The organism is Undibacterium sp. GrIS 1.8, from assembly GCF_040544445.1.
Taxonomy (GTDB): domain Bacteria; phylum Pseudomonadota; class Gammaproteobacteria; order Burkholderiales; family Burkholderiaceae_D; genus Undibacterium.
Map to the genome: position 1 here is coordinate 1 of NZ_JBEONQ010000063.1, position 17,903 is coordinate 17,903.

Annotated in this window: 14 protein-coding genes; 4 read left to right on the forward strand and 10 right to left on the reverse strand. The window is 45.3% G+C overall.

What is annotated here, in order from left to right; translation table 11 throughout:
* Window positions 1-336 precede the first annotated feature (336 nt).
* Window positions 337-2,271, reverse strand: coding sequence for an ABCB family ABC transporter ATP-binding protein/permease (locus AAKU64_RS20060; protein ID WP_354362811.1), 1,935 nt, complete (start codon window positions 2,269-2,271; stop codon window positions 337-339).
* A 57-nt stretch (window positions 2,272-2,328) separates the two neighbouring features.
* On the opposite strand from AAKU64_RS20060, the gene AAKU64_RS20065 reads away from it, so the two are divergent.
* Window positions 2,329-2,760, forward strand: coding sequence for an acyl-CoA thioesterase (locus AAKU64_RS20065; RefSeq protein ID WP_354334630.1), 432 nt, complete (start codon window positions 2,329-2,331; stop codon window positions 2,758-2,760).
* A 102-nt stretch (window positions 2,761-2,862) separates the two neighbouring features.
* Window positions 2,863-4,461: an alkaline phosphatase D family protein gene (locus tag AAKU64_RS20070; RefSeq protein WP_354362812.1), complete on the forward strand. Its 1,599-nt coding sequence runs from the start codon at window positions 2,863-2,865 to the stop codon at window positions 4,459-4,461.
* Between the two features lie 302 nt (window positions 4,462-4,763).
* On the opposite strand, the gene AAKU64_RS20075 is transcribed toward AAKU64_RS20070, so the two are convergent.
* The 8 genes from AAKU64_RS20075 to AAKU64_RS20110 all read right to left on the reverse strand — a co-directional run bounded on the left by AAKU64_RS20075 (window position 4,764) and on the right by AAKU64_RS20110 (window position 14,403).
* Window positions 4,764-5,933: a deoxyguanosinetriphosphate triphosphohydrolase gene (locus AAKU64_RS20075; RefSeq protein WP_354362813.1), complete on the reverse strand. Its 1,170-nt coding sequence runs from the start codon at window positions 5,931-5,933 to the stop codon at window positions 4,764-4,766.
* A 6-nt stretch (window positions 5,934-5,939) separates the two neighbouring features.
* Window positions 5,940-7,547, reverse strand: a complete 1,608-nt coding sequence (gene aroKB, locus AAKU64_RS20080) for a bifunctional shikimate kinase/3-dehydroquinate synthase AroKB (protein ID WP_354362815.1) — start codon at window positions 7,545-7,547, stop codon at window positions 5,940-5,942.
* Between the two features lie 76 nt (window positions 7,548-7,623).
* Window positions 7,624-9,273 carry a beta strand repeat-containing protein gene (locus AAKU64_RS20085; protein ID WP_354334638.1) on the reverse strand — a complete coding sequence of 550 codons (1,650 nt, stop codon included), beginning with the start codon at window positions 9,271-9,273 and terminating at the stop codon, window positions 7,624-7,626.
* 76 nt (window positions 9,274-9,349) lie between these two features.
* Complete coding sequence (locus tag AAKU64_RS20090) at window positions 9,350-11,458, reverse strand: type IV pilus secretin PilQ (protein ID WP_354334653.1); 2,109 nt, start codon at window positions 11,456-11,458, stop codon at window positions 9,350-9,352.
* A gap of 41 nt (window positions 11,459-11,499) precedes the next feature.
* Window positions 11,500-12,039, reverse strand: coding sequence for a pilus assembly protein PilP (locus tag AAKU64_RS20095; RefSeq protein ID WP_354334639.1), 540 nt, complete (start codon window positions 12,037-12,039; stop codon window positions 11,500-11,502).
* Window positions 12,036-12,683, reverse strand: coding sequence for a type IV pilus inner membrane component PilO (locus AAKU64_RS20100; RefSeq protein WP_354334641.1), 648 nt, complete (start codon window positions 12,681-12,683; stop codon window positions 12,036-12,038). The genes AAKU64_RS20095 and AAKU64_RS20100 overlap by 4 nt, the downstream gene beginning before the upstream one ends.
* A 20-nt stretch (window positions 12,684-12,703) precedes the next feature.
* Window positions 12,704-13,321 carry a PilN domain-containing protein gene (locus AAKU64_RS20105; RefSeq protein WP_354334642.1) on the reverse strand — a complete coding sequence of 206 codons (618 nt, stop codon included), beginning with the start codon at window positions 13,319-13,321 and terminating at the stop codon, window positions 12,704-12,706.
* Window positions 13,321-14,403 carry a pilus assembly protein PilM gene (locus AAKU64_RS20110; RefSeq protein WP_354334644.1) on the reverse strand — a complete coding sequence of 361 codons (1,083 nt, stop codon included), beginning with the start codon at window positions 14,401-14,403 and terminating at the stop codon, window positions 13,321-13,323. Before AAKU64_RS20110 ends, AAKU64_RS20105 begins: the two co-directional genes overlap by 1 nt.
* Window positions 14,404-14,727: 324 nt before the next feature.
* Here AAKU64_RS20110 and AAKU64_RS20115 point away from each other — a divergent pair, with 324 nt between their 5' ends.
* A complete protein-coding gene (locus tag AAKU64_RS20115) occupies window positions 14,728-17,052 on the forward strand; it encodes a penicillin-binding protein 1A (protein ID WP_354334646.1) in 2,325 nt (774 codons plus the stop codon).
* A 29-nt stretch (window positions 17,053-17,081) separates the two neighbouring features.
* Here AAKU64_RS20115 and cyaY read toward each other — a convergent pair whose 3' ends face one another.
* On the reverse strand, window positions 17,082-17,396 hold the full coding sequence (gene cyaY, locus AAKU64_RS20120; protein ID WP_354334648.1) for an iron donor protein CyaY: 315 nt from the start codon (window positions 17,394-17,396) through the stop codon (window positions 17,082-17,084).
* Window positions 17,397-17,538: 142 nt separating this feature from the next.
* Between cyaY and lptM the strand changes: the two genes are divergently transcribed.
* Window positions 17,539-17,706: an LPS translocon maturation chaperone LptM gene (gene lptM / locus AAKU64_RS20125; RefSeq protein ID WP_354334650.1), complete on the forward strand. Its 168-nt coding sequence runs from the start codon at window positions 17,539-17,541 to the stop codon at window positions 17,704-17,706.
* Window positions 17,707-17,903: the final 197 nt, after the last annotated feature.

Genomic DNA, 17,903 nt, shown 5'->3' on the forward strand with positions numbered 1-17,903 from the left:
GCCTCGGCTATCGAACGCCGTTTGAGGTTTTTTATAATTTGGATATACTCCCACTAAAACTTACCTCCCGTTGCTCTTCGTAGCTGAATCCGCCCATCTTATAGAGCAGCAAAGTCATGGACAACTAAAATATACCCACTACGAGTATTATTTTTAAGTCAAGATTAAGTTAATCTAAGCAACATCAGCAATTTCATTTCTCAGCTCTCAGTTCGCAGGTACCGTTAAAAGTCTATCTACAAAGTGCTGCTTTAAAGAGTATTACTGTGCGCTTATCCAGATTTCCGTAGTGAGTTGCTTTCTTGGCTTAGCGACATCTTCAAAATAGGCGATGAATCATGCTGGCGTGGTCTCGTTGCGGGTATTGAGACCCCTATTCAGCTGCTCGTTATTCAATCCATCACTTAGCTGATCATCAAGTTCGTCATCCTCAGACTCGTCCGGGCGATTTTGTTGTCTTTCCCACATTTGAGAATAAGCACCCGCCTGCGCCAATAGTTGCTGATGGGTGCCGCGCTCAACGATGCGGCCTTTGTCCATAACCAAAATTTGCTCTGCGTCGATGATGGTAGAGAGGCGATGTGCAATGACTAGACTGGTGCGTGTCTTGGCAATTTCTTTGAGCTGCATTTGTATCATTTGCTCGGATTTAGAATCTAATGCCGAGGTTGCTTCATCAAAAATCATGATGGAAGGATTTTTGAGTAGCGTGCGGGCGATGGCTACGCGTTGTTTTTCACCGCCAGATAATTTCAATCCGCGTTCTCCGACTGGAGTGGCATAGCCGTCCGGCAGGCTTTCAATGAACTCATGAATATACGCGGCACGCGCAACGGCGATCACCTCTTCACGACTAGCGCCTGGTTTGCCATAGGCGATGTTATATTCAATACTGTCATTAAATAAAACGGTATCTTGCGGCACGATGCCAATAGCGTTACGCAAAGAACTTTGGGTAATGCTGCGAATTTCTTGCCCGTCGATATGAATGCTGCCGCTCTGGATATCGTAAAAGCGGAACAACAAACGCGAGAGCGTTGATTTTCCTGAGCCGCTATGACCCACTACCGCCGTAGTGGTGCCTGCGGCAATCGTAAAATCGATATCAAACAAGATCTGGCGATTGGTTTCATAACTAAAATTAACCTGAGAAAATTGGATCGCACCGCCCTTGCCATGATCAATGTGGAGTACCTTGGCATCATCCTGATCTGCCACTTCACGGTGTTGATCGAGTAGCGAAAATAGCTTTTCCATGTCGGCCAGACTTTGCTTGATTTCTCTGTATAAAACGCCTAAAAAGTTCAGCGGTATATACAACTGAATCATAAAAGTATTCACCAGCACTAAGTCACCAAGACTCATTTTCCCGTCGATCACGCCTTGGGTTGCACGCCACAAAATCAGCGTTACGGCGCTGGCAATAATCAGCGATTGACCGGTGTTCAGTAAGGACAAGGTAGTCTGTGATTTGACCGCAGCAACTTCATAACTTTGCAAGCCCTCATCGTAGCGACGGGCTTCGTAATTCTCGTTACCGAAGTATTTAACGGTCTCATAATTGAGTAAAGAATCAATCGCTTTGGTGCTGGCTTTAGAATCAAGTTCATTCATGGTCCGACGGAAATGCGTGCGCCATTCAGTGACCAAAATCGTGAACGTAATGTAGCTGACCAAGGCGACGGCAGTAATCAGTGAGAACCAGATATCGTAATGGGTAGACAGGTAAATTAAGACCAGACTAATTTCTAACAAAGTCGGAAAAATGCTGAACAAGGCATACGACACCAGAGAAGAAATACCGCGTGTGCCACGCTCAATATCTCGCGTCATGCCGCCGGTTTGGCGATTCAAATGAAAGCGTAAGGACAAGGCATGCAGGTGCCTGAAAACTTTTAGTGCGATCGTGCGTACGGCGCGCTGTGTGACTTTGGCAAAGACAAACTCACGCAACTCCGTAAATAAAGTGGTGGATAAACGCAAAGCACCATACCCAACCAATAAGCCCAGAGGCAAGACCAACATCGCCGCCGGATGCGCTGGTGTAATCGTCAAGCGATCAATCAGTTGTTTCAAAATTAATGGCACACCGACGTTGGCAAGTTTGGCACCGACCAAAAAAATTAATGCCAATAAAACACGCCATTTATACGCCCACAGATAAGGCAATAATGTTTTGACAGTAGTCCAATCGCTGCGAGTGACTTTGGGAGAGTCATTCACGGCAGGCGTTATATTCGAAGAGATGGAAGAAGAGGCGTTGCGGCGCATTTTTTGCTTACGGATTGGTTTATTATCTGGTCAATTGTATCGTTGAAAGGAAATAGCATGTCTGAATCAAATAAGACTACTCTCCCGCCTGGTATGCCGCAATTGCGCGTCATGCCAATGCCGGCCGATGCGAATGTACACGGTGACGTATTTGGTGGCTGGATCATGGCGCAGGTCGATATCGCTGGTGCCATCCCTGCCGCACGTCGTGCGAATGGTCGGGTCGCCACCATCGCTGTGAATTCTTTTCTCTTTAAGCAGCCAGTATTCGTCGGTGATTTGCTGTCCATTTATGCTGAAGTCGTTAAGGTCGGCAATACCTCCATCACGATAGCAGTTGAGGTGTATGCAGAACGCAATCGTCTGCAGGCAAGCACCGTTAAAGTCACCGAGGCGATGTTGACCTATGTCGCCACAGGCGAAGACAGAAAACCACGGCTGATTCCGCCGTTAGAAGAAATTGATGCTCTAAATAAGTTAGCAGAATAAGGTAGCGCAATCAGCTAAAGCAAGCAATTAAAGCAACGAGCCAAGTTAATAAACTAAGCCAATAAGCTACAACAGTCACCAAGCAAGAAGTTGAATAATCGAATGAATTTAAAGCGTCGCCATTTTCTGCATCAAACCGCAAGACTTGGAGCACTCGCGGCTTTATCATCGAATGCATTAAGCAGTTTTGCTGCGGACAAAATTAGTGGTTATCCGTTCACCCTCGGCGTAGCATCAGGCTCGCCACGTTCTGATAGCGTGGTACTTTGGACACGCCTGTTACCAGACCCACTGAACGCACTTACCTTAGCACCAATCGCCTATAAAGTACGATGGGAAATCTCCGAAGACGAGAGCTTTCATCACATCATCGGCAGAGGTGAGCACACCGCTTTACCAGAGCTAGCGCATAGCGTACATGTTGATGTCGTTGGCTTGCAACCCGAACGTAATTACTGGTACCGGTTTATGTTGGGTGATGCGGTTAGTCCGGTTGGCCGCACCTGCACGGCGCCGATTGCCGATGCGATGCCATCGAGTTTGCGGCTAGCTGTAGCGTCATGCCAGCACTGGGAATTTGGTGAATACGCCGGGCATAAACATATCGCAGCGGCCTACCCCGATCTGGTGATTTTTTTAGGTGATTATATTTGTGAATGGGGTCCATACGATTTAACTCATCCGCTCAAACCACGTCGGCGGGATATCGAGAGCATGACGCTAAGCGGTTATCGTAATCGTTATGCGCAGTACAAAACCGATCTGCATTTACAAGCAGCCCACCAGGTTGCACCCTGGATTGTGACTTGGGACGACCATGAGGTCAGCAATGATTATGGTAATGACAGAGACGAGCGTCTGTCGCCCGATTTTTTACTGCGACGCGCGGCTGCTTATCAAGCTTTTTATGAACATATGCCGGTGCGCCTGCCTAATTTAAACAGTCTGTTAAGCGAAGCTGGCCGCTTTGCTGCGATGCGTATTTATGAGCGTTATGATTGGGGACGATTGACACGCTTCCATGTATTAGATGATCGCCAATACCGCTCGCATCATGCCTGCCCCAAACCTGGCATGGGGGGATCTAACGTTGTGAGCAATGCAGAGTGTAAAGAATTACTCGATCCGAATCGCACTTTGCTTGGGGCAGATCAAGAGAAATGGCTGGCGCAAGGTTTTGCTACTTCTACCGCAAAATGGAACGTGCTGACACAACAAACTTTAATGGCGCAATCAAGCCAGATACCGGTAACAAAAGAAGGTGATGGCAAGTTCTGGACCGATGGTTGGGACGGTTATCCTGTCGCACGCCAGCGGCTATTTAGCGATTTGCAACGGTATCAAATAGCAAATCCTGTCGTGATTTCTGGCGACGTGCATACGTTTTATGCAGCCAATCTAAAGCGTGATTTTTACAGCAAAGCATCGGCGAGTAATCCTATTTTAGCGACCGAATTTTGTGGTACATCGATCACCTCCAGCTCACGCCCGCAAGAACGGACAGACCAGCTGGTAGCACAAAATCCGCATATCAAATTTGGACGCAGCGATAAGCGTGGTTATATGCTGCTTGAGTTAACACCCAAGCAAATGACCACACATTTTATGGCACTGGACGATGTTAGCCGGGTCGATTCTGGGATCACCAAGCTTGCTAGTTTTGTAGTGGAAGACGGACGAACTGGCGTGGTAGCTAGCTAGTAATAGCGAGGGACTTATGTGCGATGAATTTAACTGCGAAGAGCGCTTGATTAGAAAATAGAACTAAAGTAAAAATCAAAGCGACAATCATATACTCCCCGATTTTTTCTTTAAAATCCCTTAATTACCCAGATAATCTCTGGACAATTAAAATATACAGGGAAGAGTATCTGCGTACGAAGCTTTATCATATTACGCAAAAATTCAATGTTGAGATGCGGCACACCGTATTGAATTGAGCCATAGTCCAAGGTGCAACTATGCAAAAGAAGGCGGAGCCAGTGCTTACATTGCAGAGAAAACTAAACTTCGTCTACAGAGAACAAACGCCGGTGTTCCAGCATGGCATAACGATCGGTCATCCCGGCGATGTAATCAGCGATCTTGCGTGCTTGCTGCAGGTCATTTCGTTGCTCGCCATCTTGCAGCGGATTTTTTTCAGCGAGTTTAATCTGGTAGTCAGGCGGCAACAGAATTGGCTCCTCCATCATGGCATTAAATAAATCCGTCACGACTCTGCGCGCCTTGCTTGCCATGCGGTTCACCATGTAATGGCGATATAGATTGTGATGCAAAAACTGCTTGAGCACCGTTGCCTGTTTTTGCATGGTATCGGAAAAAGCAATCAAGGGATCGGCATTACGCACGTCATCTACGGACTGCGGCGCACAATCCCGAATACGCTGCTCGGACGTAGTAATCAAATCGACGATCAAAGCATTAATCATACGTCGTATGGTTTCTGAGATCGCACGACGTCCGCTAATGCCAGGATAAGTAACAGCAACTTCGGCACGAAATCTGCCATAAAAATCCAACTCTATTAATTGCGATTCCAATAGTAAACCGGAGCGTAAACCATCGTCGATGTCATGATTGTTATAGGCGATTTCATCTGCTAAGTTAGTTAGTTGCGCCTCAAGATTCGCTTGTTTTTTTTCTAAAAACCGGTGCCCGACATCCCCTAATTTGCTGGCATTATTGAGTGAGCAATGCTTGAGGATGCCCTCACGAGTTTCGAATGTCAGATTTAATCCGTCAAAAGCGCCATAGCGCTCTTCCAAGGTATCGACCACCCGCAGACTTTGCAGATTGTGCTCAAATCCGCCGAACTCTTTCATGCAGGCGTTGAGCGCATCCTGCCCAGCATGACCGAAGGGTGTATGACCCAAGTCGTGAGCGAGCGAAATCGCTTCTACCAAATCTTCGTTTAAACGTAAATTGCGCGCAATGGAGCGGGCAATTTGCGCCACTTCCAGACTGTGTGTCAGGCGAGTTCGGAACAAATCACCTTCGTGATTAACGAACACTTGAGTTTTATATTCCAGACGCCGGAATGCGGTGCAATGGATGATGCGATCACGGTCGCGCTGGTATTCAGAGCGTGAACTGGATGCAGCTTCGGTATGACGCCGCCCGCGGGAAGTCGCAGATTGTGCGGCGTAAGGGGCGAGTTGAGCGTCGGAGAACATCGTTAATTATTGAATACAGTGACGCAAGGTTTCTGATAACTTCTCTTTTGGTACTGTCGTAATCAAAGGCGACCCTAGTGGTTTAAGCAAAATAAATTTGATCTTACCGCCTTCATTTTTTTTATCCACTTCCATCAACTCTAACCAGCGCTCTTCGCCTAAATCAGGTGCGACTGTCGGCAAGCCTGCCGCTTCAATCAAATTAATAATCCTGACTTTGCTGACGTAATCGATCAATCCAAGCCGGCAAGATAAATCGGCTGCCATCACCATGCCACAACCAACGGCTTCACCATGCAACCAAGTACCAAAACCTAAGCCTGATTCAATCGCATGACCAAAAGTGTGGCCGAAATTGAGAATGGCACGCAAACCGCCTTCGCGCTCGTCCTGCCGCACGACGTCTGCTTTGATCTCACATGAGCGCGAAATCGCGTAAGCAAGCGCGACCGGATCTTTAGCCCGCAACTTTTCTATATTCGATTCTATCCAAGTAAAAAATTCTGCATCAATAATCGCGCCATGTTTGATCACTTCCGCCAAACCTGCCGACAATTCTTTATCGGGCAAGGTAGTTAATGTAGATGTATCAGCAATCACCGCTTGTGGCTGATAAAAAGCGCCAATCATGTTTTTCCCAAGCGGATGATTAATTCCCGTCTTACCACCGACAGAAGAATCGACCTGAGACAATAAAGTCGTCGGGATTTGAATAAACGGCACACCGCGCATATACGAGGATGCTGCAAACCCGGTCAGGTCGCCAATCACACCACCGCCCAGAGCAATCATCGTTGTCTTGCGATCGCACTTTGCCTCTAGCAAGGCGTCGTACACCAGCATTAAGCTGGCCCAGGTTTTGTGCTCTTCGCCATCCGGCAAAATAATGCTGATAAATTGCTTACCCAAGTCACGTAAATGTTGCTCAATTTTTTCTAAATAAAGAGGCGCGACCACCGTGTTAGTCACAATCGCGACGCGATCACCGGGTATATGCTGAGACAAAATTGACTGGTCAGACAAAACCGATTGCCCGATCAATATGGGATAACTGCGTTCAGCCAAATTGACATTCAGCGTTTGGAATAGTTGTTGATGCTGCATAGAGAGGCTGGATTGATTTGATGAGGCGGCACTCTGCTCAAGCTGAGTCAGAATCGATTGCACCAAGAACTGTACATTAGGACGCCCGGTTTCTACCACCAAATGGGCGATCTCTTTGTATAAAGGCTCACGCTGAGCCTCAAGTTCTTCGAGTTTTTTACGAGGATCGACCGTTCTCAACAAAGGTCGATTTTTGTCATGCCGGGTACGCTGCAAAATGCTATTGATACCGGCGCGCAGGTAAATGACCGTCCCACGCTCTTGCAAATACCTACGACTGGCAGGATCCAATACCGCGCCACCACCGGTAGCTAAGACAATGCCATCTTGCGCAGTCAGATCCCGAATAACATCCGCTTCACGTTGCCTAAAACTAAGCTCGCCTTCTATCTCAAAAATAACCGGAATCGAGACGCCAGTACGCGCCTCAATTTCATGGTCAGAATCAATGAATATTTTGTTGAGCTTTTTTGCAAGGACTCGGCCAACTGTAGTTTTGCCCGAGCCCATTAGTCCTACTAGAAATATATTTTTTGACACATTAAAGCTTCATAAAGAGAGATAAAACTTCTATCTCTCGATTATTTTAACAACCTGGTGTTTGATTTACGATAGTCATGGTACTCGTAGCTGATTGATTAGAACTATCTTTCACAGTTATAGTGATCTGAGTATCGGCACCAACACAACGTGTTCCTTGCGAACCAACTGCCACATTTACCGTGGTTCCGTCAAAGGTCAATGCATTTGTAGCCTCGGGTAATGTGCCAGAGACGCTAGAGAGTAATGAATTACTGGTAAATACTTGGAATGGCCCATTACCACCTTTGATATTCAAACTAACGGTACTGTTGTTAGTCTCGTTAATAGACCAAGTATTTGGACTAAGCAACATGTTGCTTACAGGAGCAGCTGCTGTGGCCGAGATTGTTTGGATTGCCCCTGTCGCATCTACCACTACAATACTTACACTACCTACTTTTGCTAAAAATCCAGAGAATGAAGCTCCGTTACCAGATACAACAGGACTTGTTACAGTAGCAATAGATGAATTACTCGAAGTTACTGTGTATGGCTGAGAACCACCACTAATCAAGAAGGTTAAAGTATCTCCAACATATCCTGCCGAAGTTAATGGTGAAACCGCAAAAACCGTTGTTGAAGTACCGAGAACTGTTACGACGATCGGAACCTTCACACCTGCGTTGTCGGTAACGACAATCGTTGCGGTACCCGTAGACACGCCATTGATAATTAATGATGAGCCAGCTACTGTAGCAGTGGCTACTGCAATATTACTGCTACCTGCGGTGTACGGGGCAGTTCCGCCGCCTATACTATAGTTTGGTGCCCCTCCTTGACCTACGGTGACAGTTGAAGGAGCGGAAGTAAATAGCGGTATAGAAGTGCCCGCACCAACTGAAACGCTGATTGTGATGGGGGTGCCATTCGAGTCACTAACAAGGACATTTGCAGTTCCAGTGGATAGGCCTTGAATAGATAGTTTAGTTCCATTCACGCTAGCGGTCACGACCGAAGTATTACTACTACTCACATTGTAAGGAGCAGATCCGCCACCAACGGTAAAAGTGGAAGTAGCATTTATCGCTACAACCAAAGTAGATGATGCCGTTGTGAAAAACGGGGTCGGGCTACTTATTGTCCCAATAGTTACAGTGATAGTCACCAACCCACCTATTGAATCAGTAACAGAAATAGTCACTTTACCTGCAGAAACACCAGTAATAATAAATTGACCACTGTTAAATCCGACTGTCGCGATTGAGACGTCGCTACTTGCAACTTGATATACCAAGCTTCCTCCACCTATGGTGAACACCGAGGAACTAGCACCAACTGGTAAAGTTATTGTGGACGGGGCAGTCGTGAAAAGCGTCAACCCGGATCCGACAGTGACAGCAATAGTTACGGTCGCTCCTTTTGAATCGGAGACAACTATTGTCGCTGTGCCTCCCCCACCGCCAGTTACCGTCATTGTGTTTCCACTTACTGTTACGCTCGCCGCGCCGGAGCTACTGCTAGCGCGGTAACCTGGCACCCCCCCACCAATTGTATATGTTTGACTTTGGCCTGGTGCTATTTGAAAAGAAGCACCCGCAGACGTAAACAAACTGGCACCGCCGCTGATATTACCTGGGGAGCCACCACCACCACCACAAGCACCCAAAATAGCCAATGCCAAAAACATAAAAATCGTTCGAATTAACTTACTCATGAAACACCTTTAATTTGAAATTGCGATAATGTGCAACAATTCAGTACCGATATTAATACTGCTATCTATTCATGGACTACTTACTTAAGCGCTCAGCAAGCACTTTTGGAGTAATAAATACTAGGAGTTCTGTTCTATTATTAGTACGCCCAGTAGTTTTAAATAAATTACCAAGCAAAGGAATATCACCAAAAAAAGGAATCTTAGTTATATCATCACGCTCTTCTTGTGTAAAAATTCCACCTAGCACTACCGTGCCACCATTTTCAACCAAAACCATTGTTTTTACCTGCTTGGTGTTAATGACAATTCCGTTTCTAGTTTCTGTTCCAGGACTGTCTTTATGTACATCCACATTTAATATGACATTTCCGTCTGGCGTAATCTGCGGTGTCACATCTAAACTTAAGGTCGCTTTTCTAAATTGAATGGAAGTTGCACCACTACTTGTTGACACTTGATAGGGAATTTCTGTTCCTTGTTCGATGTGTGCGGGCAACTGATCGGCAGTAACAATACGTGGACTAGAAATGATTTTCCCATTACCGTCTGCCTCTAATGCAGATAGCTCTAAATTTAAGAATCGGTTTGCAGCAGATGAGAATAAGCTGACCGCCAAACTACCAGGATTTAGGCCATTTATACCTGAAGCGGGTAGGCTCACAAACTGAGAGTTAGGAATAAAACTCTGATCAGTCAGTTTTGCCTGCCCCGTCTGCTCTCCTACACCTAAGTAATTACCGGTTAATGCAACTCGTTGGTTCCCACTCGTTTGATAACCCGCATTACCACCGTTCAATCCACGTAAATCAGTAAACCCTAGTTTTGCTCCCAGATTTTTGCTAAATGTATCGTCAGCCTCAACGATTCTAGCCTCAATCAATACCTGTTTAGAGGCGATATCGGTTTTTTGAATTAATTTACGAACTTCTTCTAACTTGCTAGCAATATCAGTGACGAACAGCTGATTTGTCCGAGGCTCAATAACTGCGCTACCGCGTTTGGACAAAAGTCTGTTTGTGCTGGATCCATCTACTCCAAAAACCAGTTTAAATGACTCGGCTTTTTGATAGTTAAGCTGAAACGACTCTGTCTTCAAAGGCTCCAATTCTGCAATTTGCGCTTTTTGCTCTAACTCTAGTTTTTCTTTTGTCAGTAATTCGTCTTTTGGTGCGATCCACATCACAGAGCCATTTTTTCGCATATCCAAGCCTTTGGACTGCATAATAATATCTAGTGCCTGATCCCAAGGTACATCTTTAAGTCGCAAAGTGGCACTGCCGTTGACTGTGTCGCTAGCAATAATGTTCAATCCACTAAACTCTGCGATGATTTGCAACAAAGCCCGCACTTCAATATTTTGAAAATTAAATGATAGACGCTCACCTCTATAACCTTGGGTACCCTGAGTCAGTTTATTTGGATCTTCTTTGATTGGCTTAACTTCAATCACTAATTGCGTATCGCTTTGATAGGCACTATGTTCCCATAAGCCTTTGGGCTCGATTATCATGCGGACATTCTCGCCTTGAGTAGTTGTTGTCACAACTTGCACCGGTGAGCCAAAATCTGCGACATCCAAACGACGACGCAAAATATCAGGCAATCCCACTTTAATAAAATCGACAACAATTTTTTGCCCTTGTTGGCGAACATCAACTGCAACTTGATTATTAGGCAAATCAACTATGATTCTACCCTCTCCATTAGCTCCTCTGCGGAAATCTATATCTCGCAGATTTTGTTTTACTTGTACAGTAGGCGCCTGGACTACCGGAATACCTGAGGAATTTACCGCAGTAGCTACTCCTCCAGAACCGTCAATCGTCACAACGACAACATTACCCTCTATCGATGTTGCATAGTTGAGTGACTTGTTCATATTAAAAACTAAGCGGGAACGACCACCAACTTCTACGACATTTACACTACGTAACTCACCCAAATTGATATCAGTTGCAGATTTGCCCGTAACATTACTAGTGTCAGCAAAATCTAACGCAATGCGCGCAGGATTAGTAACAGAAAAACCAATAGGAGACTTTGTGATAGGGTTCTTCAATCCAATTTTTATAATCGTATTAATACCTTGTTGATTCGCAGAAATAGACTCAATGCTGTTCGATTGAGCCAAAGCTAACTGACTAACTGCTAACAAACCTGTTATAAAAAATTTGACAAGCATACCGCTCCTTTTACTTACATTTATTATGTCTGTTAAGGCGTTCATTTTTTTGCCTCCTGCAACTCTAGCTTAGCTTGACGTTCTGTCCACTCACCTGCCGCATCTTGAACGATTTCCTTAATTTCAATTTCTGTCTCCGTAACTTTAGTGATCATTCCGAAATCCTGACCTATATAGTTACCAATTTTTGCCTGGAAAATCGTCTTATCGACTTGGATCAGAGCATATCGTAAATTAGGCTTTTCTATAAAGCCAACCATCTTTAACGTGTCTAATGGATAAGCTTCCAATACTTCTCTGCGCCTCTCCATATCTGGTTTTAAACCATTACTGGATTCTGCTTTTATTCTCGCAAGTACTACTAATAGCTTTGCAGGATTAAATGGATCTACGTTATTTTTACCGGCGTAGGCAAAAGGTACGTAAACCTTCGGTGCGCTAATTTTCGGTACAACAACACGAGTTTCCTTCTTTACCTGATCCATCCACTCCTTGACTTCAGATACTCCATTGTTGCTACATGCCGTTAAAGTCAGCAGTGGCAAAAAGAGACCTATTATTTTGCGAGAAAAATTTATCATTTCTTCGCACCTTTTTTCAAAGCCGCCTGGGCAGAAACTTCCTCAGGATCCAAATATCTAAAGGTCTTTGCGACCACATCAAGTACTAACACATTGTCTTTCCCTGTAGAAATCGCAAGATTGTTTAAGGTAATAATCCTTGGTAATTTTGCGATATCACTGGCAAATTCTCCCATGTCGTGATAATTGCCTAACAACTTGATATCAATCGGCAGTTCCGCATAATAGTCTTTTACGGCTGGTTGTCCTGGTTTAAAGACGTCAATCTGCAAACCCTTGCCTAAAGCAGCTTGATTAATATCAGATACTAGGGAATCCATTTCAGCCTTACTTGGCAATTGTTTTTCCATTGCAGCAACATATTGCAGTACCAACTTACGCTGATCCTTCAACGCGTCTAGGCTAATTGCCTGGAGCATTTTTTGCCTATAAGAATCTTTTAGCGTGTTTTCTTCCTGCTGCCCTCTATCCAGTTCCTCCAACTGCCCAGACCAGTAACCATAATAACCAAGTATTACTAGGACTACTAATAGGCTAAATGCAGATAGCATTCTTGGAATAATGGGCCAAAGACCGGGGTGCAACCCATTTAAATCGCGAAATTGCGAGCTAATTGAATCAGTTAATTCATTCAAATTTGCCATGTCTTTTCCGTCCGCTTATGTTAAGGCTTTTTGCTGTCTGGATTTGCTAACGCACCAGATGCTGAAGCGGAATCTATTTCACGCGGACGCTTTATTCCAACGTTAATAGTGAAATCAAATACTTTTTTTGCGTCGCGTCCCTGACCCAAGGTGGCAGATTTAATTTCGACGAGCTCAGGCTTGTACATCCAAGCAGAGTTATTTCCTAAGTTGCGCAGAAACTCAGACACACGCTGATTTGATTGAGCGTTACCATTCAAAAAAATACGTTGACCTTCTTGTTTTAGCGCTTTCAAATAAATGCCTTCTGGCGTTAATTTAACTAACTCGTCCAGCATAAATACAGGTTGGTTGCGATCACCTTGCAAGTCTTCCACAGCTTGCTGTCGAGCCTTCAAACTATCAATTTCTTGCTTAAGGCTGGCAACTTCTTTGATCTTTTCATCAAGCTTCACATTTTCTGAGGTAATGAAATTATTCTTGTCTACCTGCTGCGAAATTCTCATCGAAAAAAAAGTACCAACCGAGATAATAATCAAAGCAGCAACAATCCCTGCCAACAACAACAGAGTGTAGAAATCATTTTTTAGCTGTTTGCGCTTGGCTTCACGATGAGGAAGTAGGTTAATTTTTATCATTAGCCAAATCTCCGCATCGCCAGACCACAAGCAACAAGATAAGATGGAGCGTCGCTTCGCAATGCTTTCTCGTTCACATTAGAAGACAATTCCATGCCTTTAAAAGGGCTTACGACTGTAGTAGAAATTTTTGTCCTCTCGGCAATCATATCGACCAGCCCAGGAATCACGGCACAACCACCTGCCAAGAATATTTGATCAACCCGGGTATACGGGGTTGATGTGAAGAAAAATTGAATCGCCCGCGTAACTTCTAATGCTGCGCTTTCTAGAAATGGCTCTAAAAGTTCCATTTCGTAGCTATCAGGGAGATCACCCTGCTTCTTTTTTAACTCAGCCTCTTCAAAAGCGAGTCCGTAATTTCTAACAATGTCTTGAGTCAGTTGATTACCACCAAATTGCTGATCGCGCTCGTAAATAACTTCGCCATTCAACAAAATAGAAATGTACGTAACTTTGGCACCGATTTGGAACATCGCATAAATCTGGTCTTGCCCTGCGTTAGGTTGCAACTCGATCAATCGAGCGATTGCTGCCCTTGCGGCGTAGGACTCAATATCCATTACCTTAGCTTGCAAACCAGCTGCTTCAGCTACCGCAACTCTATCCTCGATCTTTTCCTTACGGGAAGCTGCCAGCATGACTTCAATATCCTCCTCCGCATTATTAGCAGCAGGTCCAATTTTGCAAAAGTCGAGACTAACTTCATCCATTGCAAACGGAATATATTGATTTGCCTCGGACTCCACCTGCAGCTCCAGCGCTTGCTCGCTGAGGTTACCAGAGAGGATAATTTTTTTTGTTATTACTGCGGAGGCAGGCATGGCGAGTGCGACATTTTTTACACTAGCACCACTTTTTTTGATTACTCGGCGAATAGCCTCGGAAACTTGTTCAATATTTTCGATATTTCCATCTACGACGGCTCCTTTCGGCAGGAGCTCTGAGCCATAGCGTTCCAATTTGAAGCCTTTATTGCCCCCCTCAGAAATTTCCACGAGCTTAATATCAGACGTGCTGATGTCTAAGCCGATTAAAGGCGGATTTTTTCTACCGAGCAATGATGCTAGATCTAAAGCCAAGGATATCCCCTAAAAAATTACTATTTACATTGCTTTTAGCATAAGGCTATTGCCACATTTTAAGGCAGATGTCGCACGCACTAAACGCAAATTTTCTTTTAAAAACCGCTATTTAGAAGACAATCATCCAAGCTTACATGAAATCCTAGCAATAAGCCCTTCATTGTGTAAAGCATTTTCCGCATAGCATCACTGTTATCCGTTGCCAAATTCCCACTACTGGCAAAAAACTCCCTTCCTTTTCCAACTTATAGGTACTGAGTGCCAGAGTGCTGGAGGCTGAGGATATAATACTTGCTACGATTTCTATTGAAAATTCATTCCATGTCCGAGACACCAGCACCTACCAGCAACACACCAAATACAACTGAACGGAGTTCAAACAAACCGCGTCATTGGGCGTTGCGTATTTTGCTGGGGACTGGTGGAATTTTAATTGGACTGGTTCTAGCCGGAGTGCTTATTCTTGGCTTTGCGCTAACGATGGCTTACCCCAATTTGCCAGAACTGGATTCGATTACCAGCTACCGGCCGAAGATGCCATTGCGGGTATTTTCGGCGGACAACATGTTAATCGCTGAGTTTGGAGAAGAACGGCGCAATGTCGTGCATTTCAATGAAATCCCCGAAATCATGAAAAAAGCCGTGCTGGCGATCGAAGATGATCGGTTCTATGAGCACGGTGGCGTCGATTATCTGGGCATTACCCGTGCGGCTTTACATAATTTGACTGGTGGTGCTAAACAAGGGGCATCTACGATTACACAACAAGTGGCGCGTAACTTCTTTTTATCCAGTGAACAAACCTTTAAACGCAAGATTTATGAAATCTTACTCGCATGGAAAATTGAGCAAAACCTCACCAAAGATCAAATCTTAGAGGTGTATATGAACCAGATTTATCTGGGACAACGTGCCTACGGTTTTTCATCAGCGGCACAGATTTACTTCGGTAAAAGTCTTAAAGAACTCACCATTGCAGAAGCCGCGATGCTGGCAGGTTTGCCAAAAGCGCCCTCCGCCTACAATCCGGTTGCCAACCCAAAACGCGCCACCGTTCGCCAGCAATATATTTTGCAAAGGATGAAACAACTTGGCTACATTACAGAGGCACAGTTCGAGCAAGCAAAAACCGAGGTCTTCCACACCAAAACAGATAGCAGCGAATTTGGCATTCATGCCGAATATGTCGCAGAAATGGCGCGTCAGTTGGTCTACGAGCAATTTAAGGACGAAACTTATACCCGCGGTCTAAATGTCTACACCACCATTACGAAGTCAGATCAGGATGCCGCTTATCTGGCCTTGCGCCGTGGTGTGATGGATTATGAAAAACGCCATGGCTATCGCGGTCCAGAGGCGATCATTGAGATCCCGACAAATAAAGATGCCGCTGACGATGCGATCGAAAAAGAATTAGCGGAACATGCAGTCAGCGACGACTTGGTGGTAGCGATGGTGCTTGAAGCTAGCCCTAAGCTGGTCAAAGCGGTGTTGGTATCGGGTGAAGAAATCCAGATCACAGGCCCAGGACTGACCTTTGCTGCCAGCGGCCTCAGCGCAACAGCGCCAGCCAACAAACGCGTCCAGCGCGGTGCTGTTATCCGCGTTGTGCAAGAGGGTACCAACTGGACAATTACCCAGATACCCGAAGTGCAGTCGGCCTTTGTCGCTGCCAGCACTACTGATGGCGCGATCCACGCTCTGGTTGGCGGCTTTGATTACAACATCAACAAGTTTAACCACGTCACCCAAGCCTGGCGCCAGCCTGGCTCTAGCTTTAAGCCTTTCATTTATTCATCGTCACTGGAGAAAGGACTCTCTCCGGCAACGATTATCAATGATTCTCCGATCAGTTTTGACGCTGGGCAAACAGGCGGACAAGCATGGGAACCCAAGAACTACGACGGCAAATATGAAGGTCCTATGACCATGCGTAAAGGCTTGACCAAATCGAAGAATATGATTTCTATCCGTATTTTGCATAAAGTCGGTGCCAAGTACGGTCAGGAATACACAACACGTTTTGGCTTTCTACCAGAGAAAAATCCGCCGTACCTGACTCTTGCTTTAGGCGCTGGCGCAGTCACACCTTTGCAAATGGCCGGTGCCTATGCGGTGTTTGCTAACGGTGGCTACAAAATCAATCCTTATCTGATCTCCAAAATCACCGACAGCACCGGAAAAGTATTGTCACAGGCAAATCCTGACAAGGCAGGCGATGAAAACAATCGCGTGATTGATGAACGCAATGCATTTTTGATGGATAGCATGTTGAAAGATGTAGTTCGCTACGGTACCGCGACTAAAGCCCTGTCTCTCAAGCGCCCTGACATTGCAGGTAAAACCGGTACCACGAATGACTCATTCGACGCGTGGTTCGCTGGCTATCAGGCAAAATTGGTGGGGATTGCATGGATCGGTTTTGATCAGCCCAAGAACTTGGGTAATCGGGAGACCGGTGGCGGGCTGGCACTGCCGATCTGGATTGGCTATATGCAAAGAGCCTTAAAAGATATCCCGATTGAAGAGCGCGCTGTACCAAACGGGATTATTGCTGCGAATGGGGACTACTACTATGTCGAAAATCCACCTGGCGCTGGCATTCAAAGTTTAGAAGCAGAACCGCCACCGATGATAGAAGAATAGCCGTCTATAAAAGCGCACCAGCCAATCGGTTACTGCGCGCTTTGTGCCTGAGCTAATGCGGCTAACGTCGCGAAAAACTCAGCGCCATCGCGCGTATTGCGCCAATGCTGGCCATCGTATTTATAGTGATAACCACCCGCTTTGGCAGCGAGCCACATTTCTTGCATTGGTGCCTGACTGTTGATGATGATCTTGCTGCCGTTATTGACGAATTCAACTTCCAACACGTTGCCGCTGCGACTGCACTCAACATCCATTTCATCATTCTCAAAGGCTTGCTCAAACACCTGCTCGACTTGTTTGATGCAAGTGTCGGCCAAGGTCAAAAATTCTGTTTCGGTCATGCTACACTCCAGCGAATTCATAAACCGCCATTTTATACGCTAATGCAACTTCCAATTGAAACGGAAACAAAGCAGGCTGATGGCGATTTTTTGCAAACGCCTCATCAGTTTTAAATTAGTTTTAATTTGGATAGGAATCACGATGTTTAAGACACGCATTTTATTATTGGCAAGTGTAGGTATAGTCGTTTTGCTTACAGCTTGCGGACAAAAGGGGCCTTTATTCATGCCGAACAAGTCTGCGCAATTGATACCAACAACTCAGACAGTGCCGGGTGTTCAGACAGTAAATAAATCAGCAGCAAGCTAAGCTTGGCTGCAAAGCCCTGAAGACGTCAAAAGATGTCAAATATTGTCTTAATATACTAGGATAGAGTATTTTTAATCGTCCAATGATTCTATGGACAATAAACATGGCGGATTCAGCTACGAAGAGCAACGGGAGGTAAGTTTTAGTGGGAGTATATCCAAATTATAAAAAACCTCAAACGGCGTTCGATAGCCGAG